Raw genomic sequence first — 25,995 nt, 5'->3', positions numbered from 1 at the left:
GCGTCATCGGGACCACCGGCCGGAGGAGGCGACCACGTGCGCGCCGGCGAAGTCGACCATCGCCACGTCCACGGTGACCGTCGGCCCGGCGAAGCGCCGCAGCACCTGGCGGACCCGCTGGCAGAGCAGGTCGCCGGCCGGGGCGAGCAGCCCGGCGGCCTCCCACAGCTCGTACGCGTGCCGCCCGGTGTTCGCCTCGGTCACGGCGGCGACGAGCGTCGGGTCACCACCGGCCTCGGCGGTCACCGCGCCGAGCAGGGACAGGTCCACCTTCGATCGGGTGTAGTGGGTCATCAGGATGCCCGCCGCGAGTTTGGCCAGCTTGCCGGCCATGCCGACGAAGACCACGCCGGTCATCTCGTCACCCACGGCGGCCGTGACGGCGGCCCCGGTGAAGTCACCGACCTCGACGAAGCACACCTCGGGCAGGTCCGGCAGGAGCGCGCGGGCGGCCCGCTCGGTACGCCCGCCGGTGCAGAGCACCACGGTCCGCTCGCCCTGGGCGGCCATCACGTGCACGGCCTGCACGACGCTGGCCCGCCAGGACGCGGTGGAGAACGGGCGCACGATCCCGGTGGTGCCGAGGATCGAGATGCCGCCGAGGATGCCGAGCCGTCGGTTGGTGGTCTTGCGCGCCATGATCTCGCCGCGGGGCACGCTGATCACCACCCGTACGCCGACCTCGCTGAGGTCGACCACCTCGGCCACCGCCTCGCCGATCATCCGGCGGGGGGTGTCGTTGATCGCCGGGCCGCCGACGGCGAGCCCGAGGCCGGGTTTGGTGACCGTGCCGACGCCGGCGCCGCCGGCGAGCCGCAGACCGGGAACATCGGTCCAGTCCACGGTGGCGGTCAGCTCGGCGCCGTGGGTGACGTCCGGGTCGTCGCCGGCGTCCTTGACCACCACCGCCTCGGCGCGAACCGGCGGCGTGCCGGTCAGCTCACAGCGTTCCACTCCGAAGCGCACCCGTTGCCCGGCGGGCAGGCCGATCTCCACGTCCGGCTGGATCTCACCGGTGACCAGCGCGGTGACCGCCGCCTTGGCCGCCGCCGTCGCGCACGCCCCGGTGGTCCAGCCGGTACGCAGCGCGGTGGGCCGGACCTTCGCGGTACGCGGCAGGTCCGGCTCACGCAGCGGCGGCTCGGCGTACGTCATGGTGTGGCTGTCCCCCCGGTGCGGGCGCTGGCCTGGCGGCGCAGCTCGGCGCGGGCGGCCGGCTCGGCCCGGCGGAAGGTGTGGAAGTGCCCGGGGTGGTACAGGTGCGAGCGGGTGCCCTCGGCGGCGAGTGCCGGCCCGACCAGGAAGAGGGTGTGCTTCCACAGCTTGTGCTGCTTGACCGTCGCCTCCAGGGTGCCGACCGTGCAGCGCACCACCAGCTCGTCGGGCCAGGTCGCCTGGTACGCCACCACGGCCGGGGTGTCCTCCGGGTAGCCGCCGGCCAGCAGCTCGGCCTGCACCTGCCCGGAACGGGCGGCGGAGAGGAACAGCGCCATCGTGGTGCCGTGCCGGGCGAAGTCGCGGACCCGCTCACCGGGAGGCATCGGGGTCTTGCCACCTTCGAGGCGGGTGAGGATGACCGACTGGGCCACCTCGGGCACGGTCAGCTCCCGCCCGACGATCGCCGCGACGGCGGTGAACGAGGACACCCCGGGCACGATCTCCACGGCCAGGTCGAGTGCCCGGCACACGTCCAGTTGCTCCTGCACCGCGCCCCACAGCGCCGGGTCCCCGGAGTGGATCCGGGCCACGGTCAGCCCCTGCTCGGCGGCCCGCTGGTAGAGCGGCAGCACGCCCTCGATGGGCAGCTGCGACGAGTCGATGATCTCCGCGCCGGGGCGGGCGTGGTCGAGCACGTCGGCGTGCACCAGGCTGGCCGCCCAGATCACGATGTCCGCCTCGGCGATCACCCGGGCGGCCCGCAGGGTCAGCAGGTCCGCCGCACCCGGACCGGCTCCGACGAACCACACCTTGCCGTCGCTTGTCACAGTTTTCCTCCTCGGTGCTCGCGGCGGGCCGGGACCAGCAGCGTCGACAGGTACGGCAGGTCGTTCGTGGTCTCGTCGACCGGGCCGATGTGTTCACCGGGCAGCCCCAGACTGCGTCCGAGCACCGCGTCGGAGAGCCGGCCCTGTCGGCGCAGCTCGGCGAGCAACTCCGGGTGCCGCCGCCAGCCCTTGTAGGCGACCACGGTGCCCGGCCCGGCGAGGGCGTCGGCGAACAGCGCCAGGCCGGCGGTGGCCGGCAGCAGGGTGAGCGGTTCGCGTCCCTCGCAGAGCGGGGTGCCGCTGCGCGCGGCCAACTCCTGCATCGCGGTGACACCGGGGACGGTCGCCACCCGCACCGCCGGGCGCAGCGCGCGGACGCTCTGCGCCAGGTACCCGAAGGTGGAGTAGACGTTGGGATCGCCGATGGTGGCGAACGCCAGGGACCGCGCGCCCGCGTCGATCGCCTCGACCACCACCCGGGCCGCGTCGTCCCAGGCCGCCGCCCGGCGGGCGGTCACCCCACCCCGGTCGTCCAGGGCGAACGGCAGCCGGCGCAGCCGGTCCGCCGCGACGTGGGAGCGCACGGTCGCCTCGGCGCGCCCGGCGTCCGCACCCACCGGCGTCGCGGCGGCGGTCGCGGCGGTCGCGCTCCGGTCGGCCATCACGGGTACGAAGACCAGGTCGGCCTCGCGCAGCACCCGCACCGCCTTGACGGTGAGCAGTTCCGGGTCACCCGGGCCGACCCCCACCCCGGTCAGCGTGGCCTCGCCGGTCCGGCTCGCGTGGGCGCGCTGCGCGTCGGCGCTCATCGGCACGCCTCGACCAGTCGACGGGCCGCGTCCGGGTGACCGGCCCAGTGGGTGTGCAGGTAGGAGGCGTGCACCCGACGGCTCACGAAGCCGTGCGGCGCGTCGTCCCAGCGCCACGCCGGCCGGTCGCCGTGCCCCGGGTCGGTGGTGGTGCGGTGGAACTCGTGGCCGCGTACGCCCTCGCCGGCGCGGGCCACCGGGGAGTCGGTGACGGCCACGGCCTCGCGGTAGCCGAGGGTGAGCCGGCCGGTCATCCGGGCGGTCAGGTCCAGCCGTCCGCACATCGGTACGCCGTCCAGGGACCGCCCGAGGTAGAGCAGGCCGGCGCACTCGGCCACGATCGGCCCGTCGAAGTCGGCCAGCTCGGCGCGGAGCGTGGTGTTGCCGGCCAGCGCCTCCGCGTACGCCTCGGGGAAGCCGCCGCCGATGACCACCGCGCGGGTGCCGGCGGGCAGCGTCGGGTCGCGCAGCGGGTCGACGGTGACCACGTCCGCGCCGGCCGCGGTGAGCAGTTCGGCGGTCTCCGCGTACGAGAAGGTGAAGGCCGGGCCACCGGCGAGCGCGACCCGTGGCCGCTCGACGCCGGCCGGCCCGCCGACGGCGGTGACCGGGTCCCACGCCGGGGCGGTCAGCGGCGGGGCGGTGCGGGCCAGGTCCAGCACGGCGTCGAGGTCCACGGTGGCCTCGACCAGCTCGGCCAGCGCGGTGACGATCGCCAGGGACTCGGGTGCCCGCTCGGCGACCGGGACCAGCCCGAGGTGCCGGGCCGGCGCGGCCACCTCGACGGCGCGGGTGACGGCCCCGAGCACCGGTACGCCGACCTCGGCGAGGGCGTCGCGCAGCAGCGTCTCGTGTCGGGGTGAGCCGACCCGGTTGAGGATCACCCCGCCGATCCGTACGGCCGGGTCGAAGGCGGCCATGCCCAGCGTCAGCGCGGCGGCCGAGCGGCCCTGCGCGGTGGTGTCCAGCACCAGCAGCACGGGCGCGTCGATCAGCCGGGCGACATGCGCGGTGGAGGCGTAGTCGCGGCGGCCCACGGCACCGTCGTGCAGGCCCATGACGCCCTCGACGACGGCGATGTCGGCAGGTGTCGGGACGCTCGCGCCGTGGCGCAGCAGAGCGGCGATCCGCTCGGCCCCGACCAGGAACGGGTCGAGGTTGCGCCCGGGCCGCCCGGCGGCGAGCGCGTGGTAGCCGGGGTCGATGTAGTCGGGGCCGACCTTGTGCGGGCTGACCGTCAGGCCGCGACGGCGCAGCGCGGCGAGCAGCCCGGTGGCGACTGTCGTCTTGCCGTGGCCGCTGGCCGGCGCGGCGACCACCAGCCGGGGCAGCGCCCAGGGTGCGCTCACCACTCGATGCCCTTCTGGCCCTTCTGGCCGGCGTCCATCGGGTGCTTGACCTTGGTCAGCTCGGCCACCAGGTCGGCGGCGGCGACCAGGCGCGGGTCGGCGTCCCGTCCGGTGATCACGACGTGCTGGAAGCCGGGCCGGTCGGCCAGGGTGGCGACCACCTCGTCGACGTCCACCCAGCCCCACTTCATCGGGTAGGTGAACTCGTCCAGCACGTACAGCCCGTAGCGCTCGGCGGCCAGGTCACGCTGGATCTGCCGCCAACCCTCCAGGGCGTCGGCGGCGTGGTCGGCCTCGCCGCCGCGCTGGATCCACGACCAGCCCTCACCCATCTTGTGCCAGGCCACCGGCGCGCCCTCGCCGGTGCGCTCGTGCACCTCGCCGAGCGCGCGGAAGGCGTTCTCCTCCCCCACCCGCCACTTGGCGCTCTTGACGAACTGGAACACGCCGATCGGCAGACCGGCCGTCCAGGCCCGCAACGCCAACCCGAAGGCCGCCGTCGACTTCCCCTTCATCTGTCCGGTGTGGACGATCAGCAGCGGTCGGTGCCGCCGCTGCCGGGTGGTCAACCCGTCGAGAGGCACCGAACTCGGTTGTCCCTGCGGCATCAGCCCGTCTCCCATCCCGCGTCGGTGTGTCCCGCGATCTTGCGATTTCTGTCGGTCATTTGCGTGCTTCGCCCCGTTATGCCGCGACAGGAAGTGCAAGATCGCGGGCGTGGGGGTGGGTGAGGGCTTCCAGGGGGGTTCGGGGGGCGTTCAGCTGGGTGGCCAGGCGGGTGGCCAGGTGCAGGCGGACGGGGCCGGACTCGCAGTCGACGACCACGCACGGGGCGGCCGTCGCCGCCAGGACCTTCGCGGCTGCTGCCGCGCGGTCGAGCGGGCGGGTGCCGGCGGTGGCTCGGCCGTCGGTGACGATGAGCACCAGCGGGCGACGCTTCGGGTCGCGCAGGCGTTCCAGCCGCAGCAGATCCGCGGCGGCGAGCAGCCCCTCGGCCAGCGGCGTACGCCCGCCGGTGGGCAACTCGGCCAGCCGGGTCGAGGCGGCCAGCACCGACGAGGTCGCCGGCAGCAGGGTCCGGGCGCCGGCGCCCCGGAACGCGATCACCGCGACCTTGTCCCGCCGCTGGTACGCGTCGGTGAGCAGGGCGAGGACCGCGTCCTTGACGGCGGTCATCCGCTGCCGGGCGCCCATCGAGCCGCTCGCGTCCACCACGAACAGCACCAGGTTGCCCTCACGTCCCTCGCGAACCGCCTCGCGCACGTCGTCCGGGCGCAGTCGCAGCGGACCGCTGCGCCGGCCCCGGACCGCCTGGTGCGGCGCGGCGGCGCGGATCGTGGCCGGCAGGTGCAGCGCGCCGACCCGGCCCGCCGGCACCCGCGCGCCGGTGGTGCGACCCCGTCCGGTGCGCGCCCGCGACCGCCGGCCCGGCACCCCGTCACCCACGCCCGGCGCGGTGAGCACCCGCGCCTTCAACCCACCCCGGGGTACGGCCACCGACGGGGACTCCCCGCCGCGAGTCGGGTCGTCGTCAGCGGTCGCCGGTCCCCGGCCGGCGCGCGTGCGCGCGTCCTGGCCGTCGGCGCGCCGGCCGTCCGCCGGGCGCTGCGGCCAGCCGTCGTCGCCCCCGTCACCCGTCTGGTGCTGGGGCCGGCCGTCGGCACCGTCCGGGCCGTCGCTGCGCCCGTCCGGACCACTGCCGTCCCACGCCGCCGAGTGCCCCGCCGACTCGGGTCCGCCCTGGTCGCCGCCGTCACCGCCCTGCGGACCGCCGCCGTTCGGGCCGCCATCGCCGGCCGGGCCGCCGCCCCGCGGGCCGGTGTCGTCCGGGCCACGGTCGTCGGGGCCGTCGTCGTCCGGCTCGTCGGGGTGGGCGTCCTGGGCACGCTGCAACGCCTCGTCGAGGCGCTTCTCGTCCAGCCCCGGGGTGTCGAACGGGTCGCGACGGCGACGGTGCGGCAGGGCCAGCCGCGCGGCCACCCGGACGTCGTCGACGGTGACCCGGTCCCGGCCGTGCCAGGCGGCGTGCGCGAGAGCGGCACGGGCGGTGACGATGTCGGCGCGCATCCCGTCCACGTCGAACGCGGCGCACACCTCGGCGATCTGCCGCAGCGCGGCGTCCGGCAGGCGTACCCCGGGAAGCCGGCGGCGGGCGGCGGCCACCTGGGCGGCGATCTCCGCGTCGGCGTCGGCCCAGCGGGCGGCGAAACCGGCCGGGTCGGCGTCGGCGGCGAGCCGGCGGCGGACCACCTCGACCCGCACCTCCGGGTCCCGGCTGGCACCCACCTCCACGGTGAGCCCGAACCGGTCGAGCAACTGCGGACGCAGCTCCCCCTCCTCCGGGTTCATCGTGCCGACCAGCAGGAACCGGGCCGCGTGGCTGACCGAGACACCTTCGCGCTCGACGTGGCTGCGACCCATCGCCGCCGCGTCCAGCAGCAGGTCCACGAGGTGGTCGTGCAGCAGGTTGACCTCGTCGACGTAGAGCACCCCCCGGTGGGCGGCAGCGAGCAGACCCGGCTCGAAGGCGCGGACGCCCTCGCCGAGGGCCTTCTCCAGATCCAGCGAGCCGACCACCCGGTCCTCGGCGGCGCCCACCGGCAACTCCACCAGCCGGGCCGAACGGGTCTCGGCGGTGGCGTCGGCCGGATGCGGCCCGTCCGGGCAGGCAGGGTCCGGCTCGGCCGGGTCACAGCCGAAGCGGCAGCCCGCCACCCGGCGGACCGGGGGCAGCAGCGCGGCCAGCGCGCGCACGGCGGTGGACTTGGCGGTCCCCTTCTCCCCCCGGACCAGCACCCCGCCGATCGCCGGAGACACCGCGTTGAGCAGCAGCGCCAGCCGCATGTCGGCCATGCCGAGCACCGCGCTGAACGGATAGGTCGTGGTCACGGTCACTGGGCCTTCTTTCGTTCGCGACTGCGGGGCTCGCAGAACCGGCTCGCTCCTCGCGCTCACACCCGGTCCTCCAGGTCGCCCTCGCTGGCCAGGTACGTGTCGCGCAGCCGGTCCAGGGTGGCCGGCTCGGGTTTGGCCCACAGCCCCCGGTCGGCGGCCTCCAACAGGCGCTCGGTGATGCCGCGCAGCGCCCACGGGTTGGACTGCTCCAGGAACTGCCGGGTGGTGTCGTCGAACAGGTACGCGGCGGCCAGGTGCTCGTACATCCAGTCGTCGACCACGCCGGCGGTGGCGTCGTAGCCGAACAGGTAGTCCACGGTGGCGGCCAGCTCGAACGCGCCCTTGTAGCCGTGCCGGCGCATCGCCGCGATCCACTTCGGGTTGACCACCCGGGCGCGGAACACCCGCCGGGTCTCCTCGCCCAGCGTGCGGGTGCGCACGTCGTGCGGCATCGCCGAGTCACCCACGTACGCCTGCGGTGACGTGCCGGTGAGGTGCCGGACCATCGCCACCATCCCGCCGTGGTACTGGAAGTAGTCGTCGGAGTCGACGATGTCGTGCTCGCGGGTGTCCTGGTTCTTCACCGCCACCGCGATCCGGGCGAAGGAGCGTTCCATGTCGGCGCGCGCCTCCCGCCCGTCCAGGCCCCGGCCGTAGGCGTAGCCGCCCCACACCGCGTACACCTCGGCCAGGTCGGCGTCGCTGCGCCAGGTCCGGGCGTCGATCAGGGGCAGCAGGCCCGCGCCGTACGCCCCCGGCTTGGAACCGAAGATGCGGGCGGTGGCCCGCCGCTCGTCACCGTGCTCGGCGAGGTCCGCGGCGACGTGCGCCCGCAGGTAGTTGTCCTCGTCCGGCTCGTCCAGGGCGGCGACCCGCCGCACGGCATCGTCGAGCAGCGCCACCACGTGCGGGAACGCGTCGCGGAAGAACCCCGAGATGCGCACGGTCACGTCGACACGCGGCCGGCCCAGCTCGGCGGTCGGCACCACCTCGATGCCGGTGACCCGCCGCGACCGGTCGTCCCACACCGGCCGGCAGCCCAGCAGCGCGAGCACCTCGGCGATGTCGTCGCCCTGGGTGCGCATCGCGCTGGTGCCCCACACGGTCAGACCCACCGAGCGGGGGTACGACCCGGTGTCGGCGAGGTGCCGGGCCAGCAGCGAGTCGGCGAGGGCCACCCCGACGTCCCAGGCGTTGCGGCTGGGAATGGCCTTGGGGTCGACGGAGTAGAAGTTGCGGCCGGTGGGCAGCACGTTGACCAGGCCCCGGGTGGGTGAACCGGACGGGCCGGGCGGCACGAACCGGCCGTCGAGCGCGCCGAGAGTATTGGTCAGCTCGTCGGTGGTCCGGTCCAGCCGGGGCACCAGCTCGGTGGCGGCGAAGTGCAGCACAGCGGCGACGTCCGGGATCGACTGGCCGGTCACCTCGACAACCACCGCGTCGACGGCCTCGGCGTCCCAGCCGAGCGTCTCCATCCCGATAACCAACCGCCGGGCGAGGGCCTCGATCAGGTCGACCGCGTCGGCGGCGGTGCCGGCCGGCCCGTCCACCACGTCGGTCAGCGCCGTGGGCACCGCCAGTCGTTCGCCCGGTGCCGCGAGCAGCTCCTGCTCGTCGAGGGAGTACGCGACGGCGAGCGCCTGCCGCAGGCCGGGCAGGGAGCGGGCGCCACCCCAGATCTGCGGGGCGCGCAGCACCGCGAGGACCAGGTTGACCCGGGGCTCACCGGTGGGCGCGTCGGCGAGGATGTGCAGCCCGTCGCGGATCTGCACGTCCTTGATCTCGCAGAGGTACCCGTCGAGGTGCAGCACGAACTCGTCGAAGTCATCCGCGTCGGGCATCGCCTCGGCGTGCAGGTCGTGGTGCAGCTCCGCCGCGCGGACGAGGTCCCAGATCTGCGCCCGCACGGTGGGCACCTTCGCCGGGTCGAGGGCCTGCACGGTGGCGTACTCGTCGAGCAGTTGCTCCAGTTTGGCCAGGTCGCCGTAGGTTTCGGCGCGGGCCATCGGCGGCACCAGGTGGTCGATGACCACGGCGTGCGCGCGACGTTTGGCCTGGGTGCCCTCGCCGGGGTCGTTGACGATGAACGGGTAGACCAGCGGCAGGTCACCGAGGACCGCGTCGGGGGCGCAGTCGGCGGCCAGGCCGAGGCGCTTGCCGGGCAGCCACTCCAGGGTGCCGTGCTTGCCCAGGTGCACCACGGCGTCCGCGCCGAAGCCGCCGTCGGCGACCGGGGCGGCCAGCCAGCGGTACGCGGCCAGGTAGTGGTGACTCGGCGGCAGGTCCGGGTCGTGGTAGATGGCGATCGGGTTCTCCCCGAAGCCGCGCGGCGGTTGGATCAGCAGCACCACGTTGCCGAAGCGCAGCCCGGCGAGCACGATGTCCCCGCCCTCGGTGTAGAGCTGGCCGGGCGGCTCACCCCAGTGTTCCCGCATCCGTTCCCGCAGCTCGGACGGCACCTGGTCGAACCACCGCCGGTAGGTCTGCCCCGGGATCCGGGCCTCGGCGGCGGCCAACTGCTCCGGGGTGAGCCACTCCACGTCGTGACCACCGGCGGCGATCAGCGCGTGGATCAGAGCGTCGCCGTCGTCGGGCACCGGCGCGTCGCCCAGGTGGTAGCCGGCCTCGGCGAACGCGGCGAGCAGTCGGACCGCCGAGACCGGGGTGTCCAGCCCGACGGCGTTGCCGACCCGGGAGTGCTTGGTGGGGTACGAGCTGAGCACCACGGCGACCCGCTTGTCGGCGTTGGGGACGTACCGCAGCCGGGCGTGGCGCACGGCGATCCCGGCGACCCGGGCGGCCCGGTCGGCGTCGGCCGCGTAGACCGAGAGGCCGTCGGCGTCGATCTGCTTGAACGAGAACGGCACGCTGACGATCCGGCCGTCGAACTCGGGGATGGCCACCTGCATCGCCGCGTCCAACGGGGACAGCCCCGCGTCGCTGCCGGCCCACTGCTCGCGGGTGCTGGTCAGGCAGAGCGCCTGGATGATCGGCACGTCCAGGGCGGCCAGGGCGCCGACGTCCCAGGCGTCCTCGTCGCCGCCCCCGGAGGCGTCCGCGGCGACCGCGCCACCGGCGGCCAGCACGGTGACCAGCAGCGCGTCGCAGCGGGCGAACAGCCCGAGCGGTCCCGCGCCGGTGGTCAGCCCTCGCAGCGAGCCGCAGAAGATCGGCAACGGGTTGCCGCCGGCGTTGTGGACCGCGTCCGCGAGGACGTCGACGAATTCGGTGTTGCCGGCGAGGGCGTGCGCCCGGTAGAAGACGATCCCCACGGTGGGCCGCAGCGGGTCGGTCGGGTGTTCGCCGTGCACGCCGTACGCGGGGGTGGGCGCGGGCGGGGCGAACCCCTCGCCGGTGAGCAGCACCGTGTCGGAGAGGAACCGGGCGAGCTGCCCCAGGTTGTCCGGCCCACCCTCGACGAGGTACGCCAACGCCTGGGTGACGACCCCGGACGGCACTGTGGAGATGGCCATCAGCTCCGCGTCGGGCAGCGCCTCGCCGCCGAGCACGACCGTCGGCACACCGGTGGCGAGCACCGCGGCGAGGCCGTCCGGCCACGCCTGCCGACCGCCGAGCAGGCGTACGACGACGAGGTCGACCCCGTCGAGCAGGGCGGGCACCTCGTCGGCGGCGACCCGCGCGGGGTTGGCGAGCCGGTAGTCGGCGCCGCTGGCGCGGGCGGCCAGCAGGTCGGTGTCGGCGGTGGAGAGCAGCAGGATGCGCACGGCGGGCTCCGGAGAGTGACGCCCTGGCCGCTACGGAGGCGACCTGGACGAAGCGGGTGGGTGCGGCGTCAGCCGGTACGACGGCTCGGCCGGGCTCAGCGACGCGGACGTCGGGGCCGGTCAGCGCCGGACGCCCAGGTCAGCGGTACCGGAAGCCAGCGGTCTGGCGCACGCCGCGACGGCCGGGCCGGGACGTGCGGGGCCGGCCGGTTGTGGGCGCGGTGCAGTGCCCGCCAAACGGCTCATGACGATGATCGTCAATGGATGAGACGCTGTGCGTCATCGGGTCCTCCTCGGGTGTCCACGCCCTGGGGTACATCCCGACGGCCGAAGTATCCTGGCTTCCGGATCGACGCTCTCCCCCGGCCTTCCAACCGCAGACACACGGTCGTGACTCACGAGGGGGGATCGCTCCCCGGTGACAGTGGCGGGACCGCGTCGGAATCGCACCGACTTCCTTCACTGCCGTCAGGCCGCGAATGCTGCCACACCCCTCCGCCGCCGGTCAACGCCGGCCCTGGCACCGCCCGGCCGCGCTCATCACATTGACCTGGGAAAATATAGGTGCGCGGGGTTGCCCGACGCACAAGACGGCGAGCTGGTTGGCCGGTGGCGGAGGGAACCGAGTGTCGGTATGACTCCCGTTGTAGCTGATGCCGTAGACGATTCAGCACCGACGCGGTCCGCCCTGGATTACTCGTGCGCCTCGCGGCGTGGCCGGCGGGTCAGCGACAGCCAGCCGAGAAAACGGACGTGCATTCTGGCAAGGTCGGGGCGACCGCCGATGCTGTACAAGTCGTGGATTGCCTCGTTCATGCAAGAAGTCAGGTAGAGGGCGAGCGGCAGCGAGTGGCCATAGAACTCGGCGACGAGATCGAGTTGGGCTCGGGAGCACGGCCACGCGGCGGCACAGTTGCGGCACAGCCAGGCGGGTCGCATGGCAGGTGCGGATGGGACCGAAGACTCACACCACGACCCTGCTCACCGCAACCGCCGCCATCCATCACAGTGGGTGATCCCTCGGCGGATAACTTCCATCCACCCTCCGGATGTCGTCCCGGCACCGCCATCAGATCGCTGGATATGCTGACCCTCATCCCCGGTGCGGGAAGGGAGCCGCGCGTGAGCGTTCGAACTGAAGCTCCTCGGCGCCGGCACGCGCCTCCGTTGCCTGTTCCTCGATCCAGCCGGCTGAGGCGATCAGGCGGCAGGAGCGTGAGGACGACTATCCGGACGGACACCTCAGCGCGCTCACCGAACTCAACATCCAGAACCTGGCCCGCCGCATTCGTGACCGGCTCCCCGCAGGTGTCCGAGACCACCTGGCCATCGGCGTCTACGACGAGTCCATTCGCGCCAACGTGCTTCTGATCGATGACCGACTCTGCGTCGTCCAGCACTACCTACCGCGGATGCGGGGCGTCGACTGCCCGACGATGGTCATCGAACGCGACACGAGTCCCTCCGGCCTCTACCCGATATTCGACGAGATGTTCACCTCACTCTGGGAGCGCAGCCGCCAGCTATGACTGACCACGCCCGCCTCCTCCCCCTCGCACAGGAGGCCGTCGACCTGGCACACGACCTGATGCGGACGCTCCAGCCCGGCGCGCTGACCTTCAAGGGTGACCGTGACATGGCGTCCGAGGTGGACTACGCCATCGAGCGAGCGGTCCGCGAGCATCTGGCCGCCACGGCGCCGGACATCGGTTTCCTCGGCGAGGAGTATGGCGGCAGCGGCGACACCGGCGCACTGACCTGGGCACTCGACCCCGTCGACGGCACCGTCAACTTCGTCCACGGCTCACCCCTGTGCGCGATCTCCCTCGGCCTCCTGCACGGCACAGACGCCGTCCTCGGCGTCATCGACCTGCCGTTCCTCGGCACCCGCTACCACGCCGTTCAGGGGCACGGCGCCTATGCCGACAACCGACGCATCTGCGCCAGCCAGGTCACCGATCTCCGGGACGCCGTCGTCGCCATCGGCGACTACGCGGTCGGTGCCGACGCCAGCCGGAAGAACGCCGAGAGACTCGCCATCACCGAGCAGCTCACCCGGCACGTCCAACGGATCCGCATGCACGGTTCGGCCGCGATCGACCTCGCCTGGTTGGCGCAGGGCAGGATCGACGCGTTCATCATGCTCAACAACAAGCCCTGGGACACCGTCGCGGGCGTCGTGATCGCCCGAGAGGCCGGTGCGCTCGTCGTCGACGTCGACGGCACGCCCCACAGCGCACACGCTGTCGCCACGATCGGCGGCAACGATCTGCTCCTACCGCCCGTCCTCACGCTCGTTCAGCGATCACTCGCATGTGCGGAAGGCATGACTGGTCTTCCGCCTCACCCAGCGGATCCCCATTGATCACCTGCCGGTGATCACGCCACCGCTCACACGACGAGAGTGCACGGGCAACAACGGCTCCAACGTCGGGACACCACCTGGTCGCAGTCCCGCCTTGTCGATCATGGGGTTGTGGTGGGCGACAAAGCAGCCTTTCGTGGCCAAACTAGGCACCACACCTCCATGATCGACCCCGATATCGGGTCGCTCGGCAGCATGATTCGTGGACGTTTCGCCTCAGCGGGCGTGGCGTTCCGGGTGGGCGCGGCTCCAGGTCCGCATCCGTTCCGGGTAGCCGGTGCGGCCCGCCTCGTACAGCGGCACCGCGTGCTTGCGGGCGATGGACCCGGCCGCGCGGGGGGTGCCGGTACGGCGGCGGATCCACTCCCCGTCGTGGGCGATCGCCACCACCGTGGTGTCCGTCGCGGTGGTCTCCGGCTCCAGGTAGAACTCCACCCCGCGCCGGCTCGTGACGAACGCCTCCAGCGCGGCGAGGTCGTCCCGGGTCGCCTCCCGGTCCAGCTTCGTCGGGGTCGCCTCGGCGCCCCGTGACCGGCGACTGAACCAGCTCATGCCCCACCCCTTCCCTCGACGCCCCTCCAGTGCAGCACCGAATCCTGGCAATACGCTGCACGCCGGGTGGGAGACAGCTGATCCGACGGGGGTGGAACCCGCCACGCGTGGGCGGTGTCATGAGTGTGACCCGAACGGAGGTTCCCCTGGACGACGAGGCGCTCGTCACCCGCGCTCGCTCCGGTGACCTGGAGGCGTACGACCTCCTGGTCGCCCGGCACACCGCGTCCGCGTACCGGACGGCGTCGCTGCTCGGGGCGGGCTCGGACTCCGAGGACGTCATCCAGGAGGCGTTCGTGAAGGCGTACCGCAAGTTGTCCCGTTATCGGGGCGAGTCGTCCTTCCGGTCCTGGTTGCTCGCGATCGTCGCCAACGAGACCCGCAACCTGCACCGGTCGCGCGGCCGCCGCGACGGCCTCGTCCTGCGTGCCGCGGCGGCGGATCCGACGGCGGAGATCGCCGAGGACGGCGCGGTGGGCGCGGTCCTCGCCGGGGAGCGCCGCGCCGCGCTGGTGCGGGCCCTGCGGCAACTGCCGGTACGCGACCGCGAGGTGATCGTCTGCCGGTTCTTCCTCGACCTCAGCGAGGAGGAGACGGTGGCGGCACTGGGTTGGCCCCGGGGCACGGTGAAGTCGCGCACGTCCCGGGCCCTGGCGAAGCTTCGCGGCCTGCTCGACCGGGAGGAGGTCCGGCATGGGTGACCTCGAACGGGAACTGCGGGACCTGTCCGCCTGGCTGGAGACGCCCGAGCCGCCCGACGTGCGCGCCCAGGTCCGCGGACGGCTGCACCGGCCGGTGCGGCGGTGGCGTCCGCTCGCCGCGGCGGCGCTGGCCGCCCTGCTGCTGGTGGCGGTGTTGCCGCCGACGCGTGCCGCCGTCGCCGACGCGGTGACCGGGCTGCTGCGCTTCGCCGGCGTCAGCATCGCCGTCGCGCCCACGCCGACGGTGCCCAGCGGCGTCGCGTCGCCGTTGCCCGGGCAGCGGGTCGTGGGCCTGGACGAGGCACAACGGAGGGTACGGTTCCCGATCCGTCTGCCGGCGAAGCTGGGTCCGCCCGAGCGGGTGCTGGTCGCCGACCCCGACCCCGCGGGCACCTGCCGGGTCGCGACGCTGCTCTACGACGGCGGTGCGCTGCGCGTCGACGCGTTCGACGGTCGCCTCAACCTGTCGTTCCACAAGGAGGTCATCCTGCCGGGAGCGGACTGGGTCGAGGTCAGCGGCGACTTCGCGGTGTGGGTCGACGGCCCGCACGTGCTGTCGTACGTGGACCGTTCGGGAGTGGTCCGCAAGGAGAGCGCCCGACTTGCCGCCTCGACGCTGATCTGGCAGGACGCCGACGTCAGCTACCGGCTCGAGGGCGCGGTCACCAGGGCCGAGGCGATCGAGATCGCCCGCTCCCTGCGCTAGGAACCGGACGGGCGCGACCGGTGTCCTGAAGATGAGGTGAGTCGTCGACACGTACCGGAGGGTCGAGATGGGTTCATGGGGCCGGCCGCTGCTGGCGGCATCGGTGGTTCTGCTGGCGGGATGCGCGACCGCGACCGACCGTGGGTCGGCCGCGCCGCCCGCCGCCACCGCGAGCGCCGGGAGTAGCGCGAGTGCCGGGAGTTCCGCGAGTGCCGCGACGGGCTGTCATTCGCCGGTCCAGACGGAGTCGCTGCCCGACTGGGCGGACGCCGGGTTCCACGGGAGCAGCCGGGGGCCGCACGTCTTCGGCGCGAAGGGCGACATCGTGGCGGTGCTGTTCGCCCATCCGCTGCGCCAGGTGCGAAGCGACGGGTCGAACAACAAGATCCTGTGGGTGGCCCGTGCCGCCACGACGTCACCCGACCCGACCGCGCCGGCGACCCTGGTGATCACCGCGACGCTGGACGGCACCGCCACCCGGGTGACCCGAGAGGTCGCCGGTGGGCCAGGGCCGTCGATCATCGACATGCCGCAGGCCGGCTGCTGGCATCTCGACCTGCGCTGGTCCGGGCACACCGACACGATGGACCTGGTCTACGCCCCCTGAGCTACGTACCGTGGCGGCCATGGTGAGTCTGCTCGACGGCATGACGCCGCTGTACGTGGCGGCGGACATCCACGGTCACCGGTCGGAGTTCCGGGAGTCCCTTCGCGACGCCGGGCTCGTCGACCACACCGGCCACTGGTCCGGGGGCGGCGCGCGGTTGTGGCTGCTCGGCGACTACGTCGACCGCGGCCCGGACGGGGTCGGCGTCATCGACGACATCCAGCGGCTCGCGGTCTCCGCACGTGAGGCGGGCGGCCACGTCGGGGTGCTGTTGGGTAACCACGAGGCGCAGTTGCTCGCCGCGCACCGGTTCGGCACCAGGCCCGTCGCCGGGTGGGACGAGCCCGGTGGGTTTCAGGGTGGCTGGACCCGGTTCGGCGGACGTGCAGAGGACCTGCGCCAGCTGACGCCGCAGCATGTCGAGTGGATGACGCGGCTGCCCGCGGTCGCGGTCGTCGACGGGTTCCTGCTCGTGCACTCGGACACCGCCCGGTACCTGGAACTGGGATCCAGTGTGGCCACCGTGAACGCGGCGGTCAGCATGGCCCTCGGCTCCAGCGACCCCACGGCGTGGCTGGAGTTCTGCGGCCGGATGAGCGATCGGGGTGCCTTTCGCGACGCCGTGCCGACGAACCCCGACGACCCGGTGTCGATGATGCTGCGCACGCTCGGCGGCAGCGTGCTCGTCCACGGGCACAGCACCCTCACCAAGCACTTCGGTGTGGCGCCGCAGGATGTCACCGTCGCGCTGCGGTACGCCGACGACCGAGTCATCGCCATCGACGGCGGCGTCTACGAGGGCGGCCGGATCCTGCTCACTCGACTCCGCTGACCCTGGCTAGGCTGCCCGACGTGCTGGACGACGTGCGGACGGCGGCCCGCGACAACGCCGAGTGGTGCGACATCGTCTGCGGCAGCCACGGCCTGGCCGGCCGTACCGACGCCGACGCCTGGTCGGTCCCCCACCGGTCGCCGCCGTGGTATCCGGACGCGGTCACCCTGCGGCCGGGCGTCGACGCCGGGGCCCTGCTGGCCCGGATCGACGCGGGGCCCGGCGCGTCGGTGAAGGACAGCTTCGCCGACCTCGACCTGTCCGGGTACGGGTTCCGGGTGCTCTTCGACGCGCGGTGGATCCACCGGCCACCGTCGCCGCCGCCGGCCGACGAACCCCTCACCCCGGTCACCAGCGCCGACGACCTGGCGGTCTGGGCGGCGGCCCACGGCGGTGGGAAGTTGTTCCGCCCCACGCTGCTGGCCGATCCCCGGGTGCGGGTGCTCGCCCGCCACGACGGCCGGGGTGTGCTCACCGGCGGGGCGGTGCTCAGCGGCGACGGCCCGTACGGCGTCTCCAACCTGTTCACCCGCACCGACAACCCCCGCGACATCTGGCGCGCGGTGTGCGCCACCGTGTCCGACGCGCCGCTGGTCGGCTACGAGACCACCCCGGACCTGGCGGCGGCCCTCGCCGCCGGCTTCACCACCACCGGCCCTCTCCGCGTCTGGCTGCGGGCCTAGCGCACCGGCCACTGGCACGGCGTACGGGCGGCTATGCTGGGCGGCATCGGCACCGATCCGGCCATCACCGGGGAGCCTCCGGAAGAACGGGCAGCTCGACCGCCCCAGTAGAACCGGACGTAGCGGCACGTCACGTCGCGAAATCGAGCGGCGCCCGCACCATCGGGGCGCAAGCGGGGTGGTACCGCGGAGTCCTGGCCATACGCCCGGCGCTTCGTCCCCGTGTGGGCAGTGAGCTGATGCCCGCGCGAGCGGATGTGGAGTGTAGGGAGAACGTCGGTGCCGGACGGTCCGTTGAAGTCGCCATTCGTCCCACTGCCCACCAAGATCGATCTTGGTGGGATGGACCGTGCGGTCATCGAGTGGTGGCAGACCAACAACGTGTTCAACCGGAGCCTGGAGCAGACTGCCGACGGTCCGCCGTGGGTGTTCTACGAGGGGCCGCCGACCGCCAACGGCACGCCGGGCACCCACCACATCGAGGCGAGGGTCTTCAAGGACCTCTTTCCCCGGTACCGCACGATGCGCGGCTTCTCGGTGCCCCGCCGCGCCGGGTGGGACTGCCACGGCCTGCCGGTTGAGCTCGCGGTGGAGAAGGAACTGGGCCTCAGCGGCAAGCCCGACATCGAGAAGATGGGCATCGCCGAGTTCAACGCCCGGTGTCGCACCTCCGTGCTGCGGCACGTGGACGAGTTCGTCCAGCTCAGCGAGCGGATGGGGTACTGGATCGACCTGGAGCACCCGTACCAGACGATGTCCCCCGAGTACGTGGACAGTGTCTGGTGGTCACTGAAGCAGATCCACGACGCCGGGCGGCTGGTGGAGGACTTCCGGGTCGCCCCGTACTGCACCCGCGACGGCACGACCCTGTCCGACCACGAGGTGGCGCAGGGGTACGAGACCGTCACCGACCCGTCCGTGTACGTACGGTTCCCGGTGCGCGAAGCGGTGGCCGGACACCACGGCGTCGAGCTGCTGATCTGGACCACCACCCCGTGGACCCTGGTGTCCAACACCGCCGTCGCCGTCCATCCCACGGTGACGTACACCCTCGCCCGCACCGAGCAGGGCACGTTCGTCGTCGCCGAACCGCTGACCCGGCGGGTGCTCGGTGACGAAGCGGAGATCCTGGCGACCGTACCGGGGTCGGCCCTGGAGGGGTTGCGGTACGAGCGGCCGTTCGACCTGGTGGACATCCCGGACGCCCACCGCGTGGTCCTCGCCGACTACGTCACGACCGAGGACGGCACCGGCCTGGTGCACCAGGCGCCGGCCTTCGGCGCGGACGACCTCGCCGTCTGCCGCGCCTACGGGTTGCCGCTGGTGAACCCGGTCGCCCCGAACGGGCGGTTCGACGACGGCATCGACCTGGTCGGCGGGGTGTTCTTCAAGGACGCCGACGCGCTGCTCATCGACCGCCTCCGGACCTCCGGTCGGTTGTTCCGGCACGAGCCGTTCGAGCACCCCTACCCGCACTGCTGGCGGTGCCACACCCCGCTGATGTACTACGCGCAGCCGTCCTGGTACATCCGGACCACCGAGGTCCGCGACGAGCTGACCCGGGAGAACGAGAGCACCAACTGGTTCCCGGAGCACATCAAACACGGCCGGTACGGCGACTGGCTGAAGAACAACATCGACTGGGCGGTGTCCCGTTCCCGGTACTGGGGCACCCCGCTGCCGCTGTGGCGCTGCCCGGACAACCACGTGACCGCGGTCGGCTCCCGAACCGAACTCGGGGAGCTGGCCGACGCCGACCTGTCCGAGCTGGATCCGCACCGCCCGTACGTCGACGAGATCACCTTCGCCTGCCCGGACTGCGGCCGGACCGCCACCCGGGTGCCCGAGGTGATCGACGCCTGGTACGACTCCGGAGCGATGCCGTTCGCGTCGGTGGGCTACCCCCACCTGCCGGGCAGCAAGGAGATCTTCGAGCGCACCTACCCGGCCCAGTACATCTGCGAGGCGATCGACCAGACCCGGGGATGGTTCTACACGCTGATGGCGGTGGGCACCCTGGTCTTCGACAGGTCCCCGTACGAGAACGTCGTCTGCCTCGGGCACATCCTGGCCGAGGACGGCCGCAAGATGAGCAAGCACCTCGGCAACATCCTGCTGCCGATCCCGTTGATGGACACCCACGGCGCGGACGCGGTGCGCTGGTTCATGGCCTGCTCCGGCTCACCGTGGTCACCGCGCCGGGTCGGGCCCGGCCCTCTCGACGAGATCGTCCGCAAGGTGTTGATGACGTACTGGAACACGGCGGCGTTCTTCTCCCTCTACGCCGCGAACTCGACGTGGGCACCGGAGCTGGCGCAGCCGGTCGCCCAACGACCGGTGCTGGACCGGTGGATCGTCGGTGCGGTCCACGCCCTCGCCGCCGCCGTGGACGACCGACTGCAGAACTACGACACGGCCCGTGCCGGCCGACTGCTCGCCGACTTCGTCGACGACCTGTCGAACTGGTACGTACGGCGCTCGCGGCAGCGCTTCTGGGAGGGCGACCCGGACGCCCTCACCACCCTGTACGAGTGCCTCGACATCCTCACCCGGCTCCTCGCGCCGTTCATCCCCTTCCTCACGGAGCAGGTGTGGCAGCAGGTCATCCGGCGGGGCGCCGGGTCGGCCCCGGAGTCGGTGCACCTGGCGACCTGGCCGACGCCCGACACCACGGTGATCAGCGCCGAGTTGTCGGCCCAGGTGGCCACGGCGCGGGCGTTGGCCGAGGCGGGCCGGTCCGCGCGTAAGGCGAGCAGCCTGCGGATCCGCCAGCCGTTGAGCCGGGCGCTGGTGGGACTACCGGCCGGCACGGTGCTTCCGCAGGCGTTGCTCGACGACATCGGCGACGAGTTGAACGTCAAGGTCCTCCAGCCGCTCGACTCCCAGAGCGGGGTCATCGACGTGCGGGTCAAGGCGAACTTCCGGACCCTGGGCCGCCGGTTCGGCAACCGCACACAGCACGTCGCGAAGGCCGTCGCCGCCGTGGCCGCGCGGGAGCTGGTCGACGGTGTCCGGGCGAACGGGACGTTCCCGCTGGTGGTCGACGGCGAGCAGGTCGAGGTGGGCCTGGACGACATCCTGATCACGGAGGTGCCACGAACGGGCTGGGTCGTGGAGTCCCAGCGCGGAGTGACGATCGCCCTGGACACCGAGATCACCCCCGAACTGGCGGCCGAGGGCGTCGCCCGCGACGTCGTCCGTACCGTCCAGCAGGCCCGCCGCGACGCCGACCTGGAGGTCGCCGACCGGATCACGGTGTCGATCGCCGCGCCCGCGCAGGTCGCGGCGGCGATCTCCACGCATCAGTTGCTCATCGCGCACGAGACCCTCGCGCGCACGCTGACCGTGGTGGACGCGTTGTCGGAGGGCTTCGCCGGCACCGTGGGCGACGGTCAGGAGATCCTGGTGCACGTCCTGCGGGCCTGAACGCTGCCGGGGCGGACGATCACCGCAGACGGGTCAGATCCTCCGGGGTCAGGCGAAGGGCTCCGGCGGCCACGTTCTGCGCCAGGTGCTCCGGGTCCGCGGTGCCGGGGATGGCGAGCACGTGGGACCCCTGGTGCAGGGTCCAGGCCAGGCGTACCTGCTGCGGTGTGACGCCGTGGGCGCGGGCGACGGCCTCGACGGCCTCGTTCTGCGTGGCGCTCGCGCCCGCCTCCCGACCGGTGCCGGCCAACGCGAAGAACGGCACGAAGGCGATCCCCCGCCGACCGCAGAGCTGGACGAGCTCGTCCTGGTTCCGGTAGGCGTCCACCCCGTAGTTGTTCTGCACACAGACCACCGGCGCGATGTCGGCCACCTCGTCCAGCTGCTCGGGCCGGACACCGGAGAGCCCCAGGTGCCGGATCACCCCGGCGGCCCGCAGTTCGGCGAGCGCGCCGAACCGGTCGGCCAACGGCACCGTGCCGACGCCCCGGCCGAGGCGCAGGTTCACCACGTCGAGCTGGTCGCGGCCGAGCCGACGCAGGTTCTCCTCGACCTGGGCGCGCAACTGCGCCGGGGTGAGCGCCTCGGTGAAGCCCACCTCCGGGTCGTACCCGAAGCCGACCTTGGTGGCGATGACCAGGTCCTCCGGGTACGGGGCGAGCGCCGCGCGGATCAGCTCCGTGGCGTAGCGGGCCGGGCCGGTGCCGACCCGCAGTGCCCCGCCGGGCGAGACGTAGAACGCGGCCGTGTCGATGTGGTTGACCCCCAGCTCGACGGCGCGGCGCAGCAGGGCGACCGCCCGGTCCGGGTCCGGGTTCGCGGTGATCCGCATGGAGCCGAAGCCCATCCGGCGGACGGTGCGGTCGCCCAGGGTCCAGGTGCCCGCCGCGTCGGCGGTGATCTCGTCGGTTGGCATTCGGCGACCCTAGCCAGCGCGGGTACGCGGCGCAGTCGGCCGCGCACCCGATACCGCTCGACGGCGCCGCGGGTTAGTTTTAGTGTGCGGCCGGCGTCGACTCGGCGGTGTGCGGCTCGGCGGTGTGCGGCGGGCGCAGCACCGGCACCAGCAGCAGGGTCGGCAGCAGCAGCAGCGGCACCACCAGCAGGGCACGCAGCGTGCCGACCTGGTCGCCGAGCAGCCCCAGCAGCGGCGGCCCACCCAGGAACGCGGTGTAGCCGATCACCGCGACCACGCTCACCCGTACCGGCGCGTGTGCCTCCTCGTCGGCGGCCGCGCTCATCCCCACCGGGAAGCCCAGCGACGCACCGAGGCCCCACAGCGCGACGCCGACGATCGCCAGCGGCCCCGAACCGGCCAGCACGGCCAGGCCGGCGCCGAGCACGGCGAGCCCGATGGTGCCGGAGAGCACCGGCACCCGCCCCCACCGGTCCAGCGCGACCGTGCCCGCGGTGCGCCCGGCGGTCATGCCGACGACGAAGACCCCGAAGACCGCCGCGCCGGCTGCCTCGCTCAGGTCCCGTCCGTCGATGAACGCGACGGCCAGCCAGTCGTTGGCGGCACCCTCGGTGAACGCCGCCACCAGCACGAACAGCCCGATCAGCAGGGTCCGCGGCTCCCGCCAGGCGGCGAGCTGCGCACGGCGGCGGGCCGCCGGGGTGGCGTCCGCCGGGTCGCCGGTGTGATCGCCCGCGACGGGCAGGAACGTCCGGGAGGCGAGCACGGTGCCGGCCAACACGACCACCGCCACCGCGACGAGGTGCGCGCCGACCGCCACGTCGAACCGGGCCGCACCGGCGCCGAGCGCCGCTCCGGCCACCGAACCGAGGCTCCACCCCGCGTGGAAACGGGGCATGATCGTACGATTCAGGCGCCGTTCCACAGCGGCGCCCTCGACGTTCATCGCCACGTCGCAGGCGCCGGAGCCGTAGCCGAAGGCGACAAGTCCCAGGGCCACGACGGCGAACGACCCGGTCATCGTGGCGCCCAGCCCCGCCACGGTCAGACCGAGCGCGACAAGCACGGTGGCCAGGGTCACGGTGCGGGCCGCGCCGAGTCGCTGCGCGAGCAGGCCGGAGGTGGGCATGGCGAGCAGCGCGCCGACGCTCATCGCCAGCAGGAGCAACCCGAGGCGACCGGCGGAGAGGTCCAACGCCTCACGGACCGCCGGCACGCGGGAGAACCAGCTGCCGACGGCCAGCCCGTTGAGGGTGAAGGTGACAGCGACGCCGTTGCGGGCGAGCAGCACCGCCCGTGCGGGCGGTGCGGTGTCCGGGGTTACGGCTCTGCTGGTGGGGGCGCTCACGGGGTCTTGTCCTCTTTCTCGGGGTGATCTCCTGGCACGATCGCACACCTGAGAGCGCTACCACCACAACCGGCAACCGCCCCTTACCGCCGACGGACCGGCCAGGGCATGATGTGAACAGGCGTTTGTCCGACCGGACGGGCCGCCGCGGGGAGGCGACGATGACGGCAGCGGCACAGCGACCGGCCACTCTCGAGGACGTCGCCCGGGTGGCCGGGGTGTCGCGGTCCACCGCGTCGCGGGTGATCGCCGGCACGGGGTTCGCCTCGCCCGCAGCTCGGGAACAGGTCACGGCAGCCGTCGACCACCTCGGTTACGTGCCGAACCCGGCCGCCCGGGCGCTGGTCCGCGGCGGCGGCCTCCGGCTGGTCGTGGCCGCCCAGGGGGCCAGCCCGGCGGTGCTGGACGACCCGTACGTGCACCAGGTGGTCGGCTCGGCCGCCCGGGTGTGCACACCCGCCGGTGTCGGGGTGGCGCTGCACTGGCTGCCGCTCGGCGACCCGCGCGGCCTGCACCAGCTCGCCGGGGACCGCACCGTGTGCGGGGTGATCCTGGTCAACACCACCGAGGACCTGCTGGCGGCGGTGCCCGGGTCGCTGAGCGGCCGGGTGGTCTCGATCGGAGTCGGCTCGGCGACCGTGCCGTCGTTCGACGTCGACAACGCCGCCGGCTCGGACGCCGTGCTGCGCCACCTGTACGCCTCGGGCCGCCGCCGGATCGCCATGGTGACCGGCCCCCGGTGGCTGCCTTGCGCGCAACGCCCCGTGCAGACGTACCGCCGACTGATGCGCCAGGCCGGCCTGCCGGAGTGGGAGATCACCGGGGACTTCACGGCGGCGCGCGGCCGGGCGGCGGCCGGCGAGGCGCTGCGCCGCTGGGCGGACGTCGACGCGATCTACGCGATCAGCGACGACACCGCGCTCGGAGTGATCGCGGGCCTGCGCGACGCCGGTGTGCGGGTGCCCAGCGACGTCGCGGTGGCCGGCTTCGACGACATTCCGCTGGCCGGGATGACCGCCCCGGCGCTGACCACGGCGAGCCATCCGGTCGGGCGGATCGCCGTCGCCGCGGCCAGCGCCCTGTTGGACGGGCGTCCGGCCGCCCGGGTGACGCTCTTCCCGTCCACCCTGGTGGCCCGCTCCAGCGCCTGACGGCGACGAGATCCCCGGTCCGCGAGTCGACCACGACCCCGGAACGCGTGTGGGGACGTCAGACGGCGGGGAGGCCGAGGGCTTCGTCGACGCGGGCGAGGACGGCGGCGTCGTCCTCCGGGTTGACCCCGCGCAGCAGGTCGATGGCCGTGGCCCGGACCTGACCGATGATCATCGCTAGGGGCAGGGTCGGCGTGGCGCCGAAGAGCTGCCCGGCGGTGTGCACGGCGGCCAACGCGGACTCGTCGGCCCGGCCGCCGTGCCGGTCGGCGGTCTCGTCCTGGCCGTCGAGGTCGGCGGCGAGGGCGGCACCGGCCTGGCGGACGGCCTCGGCCAGGGATCGCAGGGCGGCGCCCAGCTCGGGTGGCGCCGGGGTGTGCAGCCGGCTCAGTGTCACGCCCGCGCGGGCCAGCACCCGGACGTTGCGCACCGCGTAGTCGATCTGCCGGATCGACTCGTCCACGGACCTCAGCCGACCGATGTGCCGGCGCCGACGGACGTTGAGCCGCAGCGCCTCACCGGCGGCCAGCACCCCGTCGCGCAGCCCGTCCACCCGGGCGTCCATTCCCCGGGCCTGGGTCAGCGCCGCGAACGCGGCGGCCTCGTCGCCGCGGTCCAGCGCGTCGGCGATCTCGCCCAGCAGCCCGGCGAGCTCGTCGAAGGTCCGCCGCACCTCGGCGACCAGCGGCGCGAGGGGGTGCCGGGCGTCGACCAGCAGGCTGGCCGCGAGCGCGACCGCGCCGCCGATCAGCGCGTCGACGAACCGGAACGGCACCAACGACCCGTCCGGCGGTGCGACCACCACCAGGTAGAGCGCGGAGACCGCGGCCTGCACCAGCGTCACACCGGTCGCGCCGAAGGCCACCGCGAGGAGAACGGTGAGCAGGATGACGGTGCCGACCGTCCAGGTGCTGCCCGGGCCGAGTGCCTGCACCACCAGGTCCGCGACGAGCACCCCGGCGGCGACCCCGAGCACGACCTCGACGGCTCGGCGAATACGTTGACCGCGCGCCTGACCGAGAACGATCAGCGCCGCGGCCGGCGCGAAGAAGGGCTGCGGGTGCCCGAGCAACCGGGTGGCCAGCAGCCACGCCACGGTCGCCGCGACGGTCGCCTCCAGCACCGGCCGCCAGCCGTGCCGCAGCCGCCCGCCGGCCGTCCGCAGGCCACTGAACCGCACCATCGCCACCCTCCTCGCGCCGCCGGCCCACGACACCCGAGGTGATCGTCTCCCATCACGCGACGGACCTGCTCACCGGGCTGCTCCGGGGTGCGGTCGCGGACCGGGGCGGTGGACTACTTCCCGGTGAGGGCGCGCAGCAGCGTACGGATCGCGGCGCTCAGGTCGGCACGGCTGGCCGGGCTTCCGGGCTGCGGGGCACTGAGCGCGCCCGCGCCGACCAGCCGGTCGAAGAGCAGCCCGTCCACGAACGCGACGAACTGGTCGCCCTGCCGATCGGGGTCGGTGGCCCCGGCCCGGGTCAACAGGTCCCGGGCCTGCGCCCGCAGGCCGGTGCCGTGTTGCAGGATGCCGCGCAGCTCGGGCCGGTGCACCGCCTCCAGCAGGCAGGCGTATCGGGCCAGGGTCCGGCTGCGCCCGGTGCTCAACCAGCGGTCGAGCACCTCGGCGACGCCGACGGCGAGGCCGTCGAGATCGTTTCCGTCGAGCCGGGGGGCGACGGTCGGGGGCGGACCGGTCGGCAGGTCGTGGTGCGCCAGGTCGGCCCGGTCCCGTTCGGCGAGCCGTCCCACCACGGCCTCGATCAGCGCCTGCCGGGTGCGCAGGTACGCCGAAGTGGTGCCGGGCGGCATCGCGGCGCGGCCGTCGACCGCCCGGTGGGTCAGCGCTCGCATGCCGCCCTCGGCGATCAACTCGATGGCCGCGTCGGTGAGCGTCGCGATCCGGTTCGCCCGCGCCGTCATGGCACTCCTTCTTCTCGGGGTC

Annotated in this window: 21 protein-coding genes and 1 riboswitch; of the genes, 9 read left to right on the top strand and 12 right to left on the bottom strand. The window is 73.5% G+C overall.

Going from position 1 to position 25,995, the window contains the following annotated elements; genetic code table 11:
* Positions 1-3 precede the first annotated feature (3 nt).
* The 7 genes from AB0C01_RS26170 to cobN all read right to left on the bottom strand — a co-directional run bounded on the left by AB0C01_RS26170 (position 4) and on the right by cobN (position 10,763).
* A complete protein-coding gene (locus tag AB0C01_RS26170; RefSeq protein WP_357255751.1) occupies positions 4-1,155 on the bottom strand; it encodes a cobalt-precorrin-5B (C(1))-methyltransferase in 1,152 nt (383 codons plus the stop codon).
* Positions 1,152-1,985 carry a precorrin-4 C(11)-methyltransferase gene (gene cobM / locus AB0C01_RS26165; RefSeq protein ID WP_357255753.1) on the bottom strand — a complete coding sequence of 278 codons (834 nt, stop codon included), beginning with the start codon at positions 1,983-1,985 and terminating at the stop codon, positions 1,152-1,154. Before cobM ends, AB0C01_RS26170 begins: the two co-directional genes overlap by 4 nt.
* The gene (cobI, locus tag AB0C01_RS26160; protein ID WP_357572379.1) at positions 1,982-2,794 is read right to left on the bottom strand and encodes a precorrin-2 C(20)-methyltransferase; all 813 of its coding nucleotides are present in this window, start codon (positions 2,792-2,794) and stop codon (positions 1,982-1,984) included. Before cobI ends, cobM begins: the two co-directional genes overlap by 4 nt.
* A complete protein-coding gene (locus AB0C01_RS26155) occupies positions 2,791-4,146 on the bottom strand; it encodes a cobyrinate a,c-diamide synthase (protein WP_357255757.1) in 1,356 nt (451 codons plus the stop codon). The genes cobI and AB0C01_RS26155 overlap by 4 nt, the downstream gene beginning before the upstream one ends.
* Complete coding sequence (gene cobO, locus AB0C01_RS26150; RefSeq protein ID WP_357255759.1) at positions 4,140-4,751, bottom strand: cob(I)yrinic acid a,c-diamide adenosyltransferase; 612 nt, start codon at positions 4,749-4,751, stop codon at positions 4,140-4,142. Before cobO ends, AB0C01_RS26155 begins: the two co-directional genes overlap by 7 nt.
* Before the next feature lie 76 nt (positions 4,752-4,827).
* Positions 4,828-6,996, bottom strand: coding sequence for a VWA domain-containing protein (locus tag AB0C01_RS26145; protein WP_357572403.1), 2,169 nt, complete (start codon positions 6,994-6,996; stop codon positions 4,828-4,830).
* Between the two features lie 98 nt (positions 6,997-7,094).
* Complete coding sequence (gene cobN / locus AB0C01_RS26140; RefSeq protein ID WP_357572378.1) at positions 7,095-10,763, bottom strand: cobaltochelatase subunit CobN; 3,669 nt, start codon at positions 10,761-10,763, stop codon at positions 7,095-7,097.
* 330 nt (positions 10,764-11,093) lie between these two features.
* Positions 11,094-11,223, bottom strand: a riboswitch (cobalamin riboswitch).
* Between the two features lie 721 nt (positions 11,224-11,944).
* Between cobN and AB0C01_RS26135 the strand changes: the two genes are divergently transcribed.
* Together AB0C01_RS26135 and AB0C01_RS26130 are read left to right on the top strand one after the other, a co-directional pair.
* Positions 11,945-12,292: a DUF5919 domain-containing protein gene (locus tag AB0C01_RS26135; protein ID WP_357572402.1), complete on the top strand. Its 348-nt coding sequence runs from the start codon at positions 11,945-11,947 to the stop codon at positions 12,290-12,292.
* Positions 12,289-13,128, top strand: coding sequence for an inositol monophosphatase family protein (locus tag AB0C01_RS26130; RefSeq protein WP_357255765.1), 840 nt, complete (start codon positions 12,289-12,291; stop codon positions 13,126-13,128). Before AB0C01_RS26135 ends, AB0C01_RS26130 begins: the two co-directional genes overlap by 4 nt.
* Positions 13,129-13,344: 216 nt before the next feature.
* On the opposite strand, the gene AB0C01_RS26125 is transcribed toward AB0C01_RS26130, so the two are convergent.
* Positions 13,345-13,680 carry a hypothetical protein gene (locus AB0C01_RS26125; protein WP_357255766.1) on the bottom strand — a complete coding sequence of 112 codons (336 nt, stop codon included), beginning with the start codon at positions 13,678-13,680 and terminating at the stop codon, positions 13,345-13,347.
* Between the two features lie 119 nt (positions 13,681-13,799).
* Between AB0C01_RS26125 and AB0C01_RS26120 the strand changes: the two genes are divergently transcribed.
* From AB0C01_RS26120 to ileS, 6 genes are all read left to right on the top strand, one after another.
* Positions 13,800-14,381, top strand: a complete 582-nt coding sequence (locus AB0C01_RS26120; protein ID WP_357572377.1) for an RNA polymerase sigma factor — start codon at positions 13,800-13,802, stop codon at positions 14,379-14,381.
* Complete coding sequence (locus AB0C01_RS26115) at positions 14,374-15,087, top strand: hypothetical protein (protein WP_357255770.1); 714 nt, start codon at positions 14,374-14,376, stop codon at positions 15,085-15,087. Before AB0C01_RS26120 ends, AB0C01_RS26115 begins: the two co-directional genes overlap by 8 nt.
* A gap of 67 nt (positions 15,088-15,154) precedes the next feature.
* On the top strand, positions 15,155-15,694 hold the full coding sequence (locus tag AB0C01_RS26110) for a hypothetical protein (protein ID WP_357255772.1): 540 nt from the start codon (positions 15,155-15,157) through the stop codon (positions 15,692-15,694).
* Positions 15,695-15,713: 19 nt separating this feature from the next.
* The gene (locus AB0C01_RS26105; protein WP_357572376.1) at positions 15,714-16,526 is read left to right on the top strand and encodes a metallophosphoesterase; all 813 of its coding nucleotides are present in this window, start codon (positions 15,714-15,716) and stop codon (positions 16,524-16,526) included.
* Positions 16,527-16,546: 20 nt separating this feature from the next.
* Entirely contained in the window at positions 16,547-17,209 is a 663-nt protein-coding gene (locus AB0C01_RS26100) for a hypothetical protein (protein WP_357572375.1), read from the top strand.
* A gap of 279 nt (positions 17,210-17,488) precedes the next feature.
* A complete protein-coding gene (gene ileS / locus AB0C01_RS26095; RefSeq protein ID WP_357572374.1) occupies positions 17,489-20,635 on the top strand; it encodes an isoleucine--tRNA ligase in 3,147 nt (1,048 codons plus the stop codon).
* A gap of 19 nt (positions 20,636-20,654) precedes the next feature.
* On the opposite strand, the gene AB0C01_RS26090 is transcribed toward ileS, so the two are convergent.
* Positions 20,655-21,551 (bottom strand): aldo/keto reductase, encoded by an 897-nt coding sequence (locus AB0C01_RS26090; protein ID WP_357255779.1) that lies wholly within the window; start codon positions 21,549-21,551, stop codon positions 20,655-20,657.
* 79 nt (positions 21,552-21,630) lie between these two features.
* Positions 21,631-22,899: an MFS transporter gene (locus tag AB0C01_RS26085; RefSeq protein ID WP_357255780.1), complete on the bottom strand. Its 1,269-nt coding sequence runs from the start codon at positions 22,897-22,899 to the stop codon at positions 21,631-21,633.
* A gap of 161 nt (positions 22,900-23,060) precedes the next feature.
* On the opposite strand from AB0C01_RS26085, the gene AB0C01_RS26080 reads away from it, so the two are divergent.
* Entirely contained in the window at positions 23,061-24,050 is a 990-nt protein-coding gene (locus AB0C01_RS26080) for a LacI family DNA-binding transcriptional regulator (protein WP_357255782.1), read from the top strand.
* A gap of 58 nt (positions 24,051-24,108) precedes the next feature.
* Here AB0C01_RS26080 and AB0C01_RS26075 read toward each other — a convergent pair whose 3' ends face one another.
* Positions 24,109-25,233, bottom strand: a complete 1,125-nt coding sequence (locus AB0C01_RS26075) for an FUSC family protein (RefSeq protein WP_357255784.1) — start codon at positions 25,231-25,233, stop codon at positions 24,109-24,111.
* A 113-nt stretch (positions 25,234-25,346) separates the two neighbouring features.
* Positions 25,347-25,973, bottom strand: a complete 627-nt coding sequence (locus AB0C01_RS26070; protein ID WP_357572373.1) for a TetR/AcrR family transcriptional regulator — start codon at positions 25,971-25,973, stop codon at positions 25,347-25,349.
* Positions 25,974-25,995: the final 22 nt, after the last annotated feature.

Origin of the sequence: Micromonospora sp. NPDC048905 (assembly GCF_040649655.1) — a bacterium.
In the GTDB taxonomy this organism is placed as follows: Bacteria; Actinomycetota; Actinomycetes; order Mycobacteriales; family Micromonosporaceae; genus Micromonospora.
The sequence above is the reverse complement of the archived record's forward strand: the minus strand, read 5'-3'. Positions and strand labels throughout refer to the sequence as shown.

What these genes read in the sequence shown, in the direction of transcription:
- cobO (WP_357255759.1), bottom strand. Translation starts at nt 4,751, where the DNA reads ATGCCGCAGGGACAACCGAGTTCGGTGCCTCTCGACGGGTTGACCACC.
- AB0C01_RS26105 (WP_357572376.1), top strand. Translation starts at nt 15,714, where the DNA reads ATGGTGAGTCTGCTCGACGGCATGACGCCGCTGTACGTGGCGGCGGAC.
- AB0C01_RS26130 (WP_357255765.1), top strand. Translation starts at nt 12,289, where the DNA reads ATGACTGACCACGCCCGCCTCCTCCCCCTCGCACAGGAGGCCGTCGAC.
- AB0C01_RS26125 (WP_357255766.1), bottom strand. Translation starts at nt 13,680, where the DNA reads ATGAGCTGGTTCAGTCGCCGGTCACGGGGCGCCGAGGCGACCCCGACG.
- AB0C01_RS26115 (WP_357255770.1), top strand. Translation starts at nt 14,374, where the DNA reads ATGGGTGACCTCGAACGGGAACTGCGGGACCTGTCCGCCTGGCTGGAG.
- AB0C01_RS26110 (WP_357255772.1), top strand. Translation starts at nt 15,155, where the DNA reads ATGGGTTCATGGGGCCGGCCGCTGCTGGCGGCATCGGTGGTTCTGCTG.
- AB0C01_RS26075 (WP_357255784.1), bottom strand. Translation starts at nt 25,233, where the DNA reads ATGGTGCGGTTCAGTGGCCTGCGGACGGCCGGCGGGCGGCTGCGGCAC.
- AB0C01_RS26090 (WP_357255779.1), bottom strand. Translation starts at nt 21,551, where the DNA reads ATGCCAACCGACGAGATCACCGCCGACGCGGCGGGCACCTGGACCCTG.
- cobI (WP_357572379.1), bottom strand. Translation starts at nt 2,794, where the DNA reads ATGAGCGCCGACGCGCAGCGCGCCCACGCGAGCCGGACCGGCGAGGCC.
- AB0C01_RS26145 (WP_357572403.1), bottom strand. Translation starts at nt 6,996, where the DNA reads ATGGCCGACATGCGGCTGGCGCTGCTGCTCAACGCGGTGTCTCCGGCG.
- AB0C01_RS26120 (WP_357572377.1), top strand. Translation starts at nt 13,800, where the DNA reads ATGAGTGTGACCCGAACGGAGGTTCCCCTGGACGACGAGGCGCTCGTC.
- AB0C01_RS26170 (WP_357255751.1), bottom strand. Translation starts at nt 1,155, where the DNA reads ATGACGTACGCCGAGCCGCCGCTGCGTGAGCCGGACCTGCCGCGTACC.
- AB0C01_RS26070 (WP_357572373.1), bottom strand. Translation starts at nt 25,973, where the DNA reads ATGACGGCGCGGGCGAACCGGATCGCGACGCTCACCGACGCGGCCATC.
- AB0C01_RS26080 (WP_357255782.1), top strand. Translation starts at nt 23,061, where the DNA reads ATGACGGCAGCGGCACAGCGACCGGCCACTCTCGAGGACGTCGCCCGG.